The 4,169-nt window shown below is 73.3% G+C and carries 2 protein-coding genes; both read left to right on the forward strand.

Translation table 11 applies throughout. The features are described 5' to 3' along the window. The coding region (locus H5J30_RS20035) for an alpha-L-rhamnosidase (protein WP_181788787.1) at window positions 1–3,013 on the forward strand (3,013 nt) is incomplete at its 5' end. 46 nt (window positions 3,014–3,059) lie between these two features. Further along, window positions 3,060–4,169 (forward strand): L-rhamnose isomerase (gene rhaI, locus H5J30_RS20040; protein WP_181788788.1); only part of this gene is annotated, 1,110 nt, incomplete at its 3' end.

A 4,169-nucleotide genomic window follows, 5' to 3' on the forward strand; every position in this document is an offset into this window, starting at 1 on the left:
CCGGCTGAGCTGGCCGGTGGCGGACGGCGCGCCGGGCGGGACGCAGAGCGCGTACCAGGTGCGGGTGGCCACCGCCGCGGACAAGCTCGGCGACCCCGACGTGTGGGACAGCGGCAAGGTCGCGTCCGCCGACTCCGTCCTCGTGCCGTTCGGCGGGCCGGAGCTGAAGCCCCGTACCCGCTACCACTGGACGGTCCGGGTCTGGGACCAGGACGGCGCCGCCTCCGACTGGAGCGAGCCCACCTGGTGGGAGACCGGGCTGCGCGGCGAGGAGTGGGCGGCGAGCTGGATCGCCGCGCCCGACCTGCCGACCGACGCGCCCGACATCACCGGCTCCTCGTGGATCTGGTTCCCCGAGGGCGACCCCGCCTCCAGCGCCCCCGCCGAGACCCGCTGGTTCCGCGCCCGGCTCGACCTCCCCGAAGGCATCACCCGCGCCCGGCTGGTGGTGGCCGCGGACGACAACCACACCACGTACGTCGACGGCACCGAGGTCGCCGCCGGCACCGCCTGGAACCGTCCCGACGTCGTCGACGTCACCGGCCTGCTCGCCGCCAGCACCGGCGGCACCACCGTCGTGGCCGTCTCCGCCACCAACGGCGCCGTCGGCCCTGCCGGGCTGCTCGGCGCACTCGAACTGACCACCGCCGACGGCGTGACCACCCTCGTCACCGACGCCGGCTGGAAGGCCGCCGACGCCGAGCCGGCAGACGGCTGGACCGCCCCGGACTTCGACGACTCCGCCTGGGCCGCCGCCAAGGTCCTCGCCCCCTGGGGTGCGGGCCCGTGGGGCGAGGTCGCCGTCCCCGTCTCACTGCCCGCCGCCCAGCTGCGCCACGAGTTCCGGCTGCCGACGCGGCGCATCGCCCGCGCGCGGCTGTACGCCACGGCCCTCGGGCTGTACGAGGCGCACCTCAACGGCCGCCGGGTCGGCGAGGACGTGCTCGCGCCCGGGTGGACCGACTACCACAAGCGGGTGCAGTACCAGACGTACGACGTCACCGGCCTGCTGCGGCCCGGCGCCAACGCCATCGGCGTCGACCTGGCCGCCGGCTGGTACGCGGGCAACCTCGGCTGGTTCGGCCCGCACCACTACGGCGAACGCCCCGCGCTGCTCGCGCAGTTGGAGGTCACCTACGCCGACGGCAGCGTCGAGCGGGTGCTGTCGGACACCGGCTGGCGCGGCACCGGCGGCCCCGTGACCGCCGCGGACCTCATGGCCGGCGAGGACCACGACGCCCGCCTGGAGACCCCCGGCTGGACCGCACCCGGCTTCGACGACTCCGGGTGGCTGCCCGCCGAGGCCGCCGACTCCGGCGGCACCGCGGTCGTCGCCCAGGTCGACGCGCCGACCCGGGTGGAGAGCGAGCTGCCCGCGCGAGAGGTCACCGAGCCCGCGCCCGGGGTGTTCGTCTTCGACCTCGGCCAGAACATGGTCGGCGCCGTCCGGCTGCGGGTGCAGGGCAAGGCCGGCACGGTCGTCACGCTGCGCCACGCCGAAGTCCTCAACCCCGACGGCACCCTGTACACCGCCAACCTGCGCACCGCCCGCGCCACCGACACGTACACCCTGCGCGGCGCGGCCGACGGCGAGGTCTACGAGCCGCGGTTCACCTTCCACGGCTTCCGCTACGTCGAGGTCACCGGCTACCCCGGCACGCCGCAGAAGAGCGCGGTCACCGGCCGGGTCATGCACACCGCCGCGCCGTTCACGATGGACTTCGAGACCAACGTGGCGACGCTGAACAAGCTGCACTCCAACATCACCTGGGGCCAGCGCGGCAACTTCCTGTCGGTGCCCACCGACACCCCGGCCCGCGACGAACGCCTCGGCTGGACCGGCGACATCAACGTCTTCGCGCCCACCGCCGCGTACACGATGGAGTCCGCGCGCTTCCTCACCAAGTGGCTGCACGACCTGCGCGACGACCAGGACACCGACGGCGCGTACCCCGACGTCGCCCCGTGGATCGGCCCCGTGGGCAAGGGCGTCGCCGGCTGGGGCGACGCCGGCACCACGGTGCCGTGGGCGCTGTACCAGGCGTACGGCGACACCCGGGTGCTGGAGCAGTCGTGGGACTCGATGCTGGAGTGGCTGGAGTACCTGAAGCGCAACAGCACCGGCTACCTGCGCCCCGCCTCGGGCTACGGCGACTGGCTCAACACTCAGGACGAGACCCCCAAGGACGTCATCGGCACCGCGTACTTCGCGCACAGCGCCGACCTCGTCGCCCGCATCGCCCGCGTCCTCGGCCGCGACCCGGCCCCGTACGACACGCTCTTCGGCGCCGTCCGCAAGGCATTCACGGCCGCGTACGTCTCCGAAGGCGGCGCCCGGATCAAGGGCGACACGCAGACCGCGTACGTCCTGGCGCTCTCCATGGACCTGCTGCCCGAGGACGCCCGGAAGCCCGCCGCCGACCGGCTCGTCGCGCTCGTCGAGGCCCGCGACTGGCACCTGTCCACCGGCTTCCTCGGCACCCCCCGGCTGCTGCCCGTGCTGACCGCCGCCGGCCGCACCGACGTCGCGTACCGGCTGCTGCACCAAGACACGTTCCCCGGCTGGGGCTACCAGATCGCCAACGGCGCCACCACCATGTGGGAGCGCTGGGACTCCATCAAGCCCGACGGCTCCTTCCAGGACGCGGGCATGAACTCCTTCAACCACTACGCCTACGGCTGCGTCGGCGAGTGGATGTACCGCCACATCACCGGCATCGCCCCCGCCGAGCCGGGCTTTCGCAAGCTGCTGATCAGGCCCCGCCCCGGCGGCGAGGTCGACCGGGCGCGCGGCAGGCTCAGCACGCTCTACGGCCCCGTCACCACCGACTGGCAGGAGCGCGACGGCCGGCTGCGGCTGGACGTGACGCTCCCCTTCAACACCACCGCCGAGGTCTGGGTCCCGGCCCGGTCCGCGGCGGACGTCTCCCGCGGCCGCGCCCGCTTCCTGCGGATGGAGGACGGCTGCGCCGTCTTCGCCGCGGGCGCGGGCACGCACCGCTTCACCAACTGACCCACACCCCACACGACAGCGACACCCCGCGCGGAAAGGCTTCGCGATGACCGTGAAAGCGGCTCTCAAGTCCCAGGCCATAGAGACACCCTCCTGGGCGTACGGCAACTCAGGCACACGCTTCAAGGTCTTCGCGCAGCCGGGGGTGCCGCGCACGCCCCAGGAGAAGCTGGACGACGCCGCCCGGGTGCACGAGCACACCGGCGTGGCGCCGATCGTCGCGCTGCACATCCCCTGGGACCGGGTCGAGGGCGCCGAGGGCTACGCGGCGCTCGCGGCGTACGCGAAGGAGCGGGGCCTCCGGCTCGGCGCGATCAACGCGAACGTCTTCCAGGACGACGACTACAAGCTCGGCTCGGTCACCCACCCGGACCCGGCGGTGCGGCGGAAGGCGCTGGCGCACCTGATGGAGTGCGTCGACATCATGGACGCCACCGGCTCGCGGGACCTGAAGCTCTGGTTCTCCGACGGCACCAACTACCCCGGCCAGGACGACGTGCGCGAGCGCCAGGACCGGCTGGCCGAGGCGCTCGCCGCGGTGTACGAGCGCCTCGGCGAGGGGCAGCGGATGCTGCTGGAGTACAAGCTCTTCGAGCCGGCGTTCTACCACATGGACGTGCCGGACTGGGGCACGGCGTACGCGCACTGCCTGCGCCTGGGCGACCGGGCGCAGGTGGTGGTGGACACCGGGCACCACGCGCCGGGCACGAACATCGAGTTCATCGTCGCGGTGCTGCTGCGGGAGGGGAAGCTCGGCGGCTTCGACTTCAACTCCCGCTTCTACGCCGACGACGACCTGATGGTCGGCGCGGCCGACCCGTTCCAGCTCTTCCGCCTCATGTACGAGGTCGTACGGGGCGGGGGCTTCGGCCCCGACGTGGCGTTCATGCTCGACCAGTGCCACAACATCGAGCAGAAGATCCCCGCGATCATCCGCTCGGTGATGAACGTCCAGGAGGCCACCGCCAAGGCGCTGCTCGTCGACCGCGAGGCGCTGGCCGCCGCGCAGCGCGAGGGCGACGTGCTGGGCGCCAACGCCGTGCTGATGGACGCCTACAACACCGACGTGCGGCCGCTGCTGGCCGAAGTGCGGCAGGAGATGGGCCTCGACCCCGACCCGGTGGCCGCGTACCGGCGCTCGGGGTGGGCCGAGCGG

Origin of the sequence: Streptomyces phytophilus (assembly GCF_013870535.1) — a bacterium.
Classification (GTDB): Bacteria; Actinomycetota; Actinomycetes; order Streptomycetales; family Streptomycetaceae; genus Streptomyces; species Streptomyces phytophilus.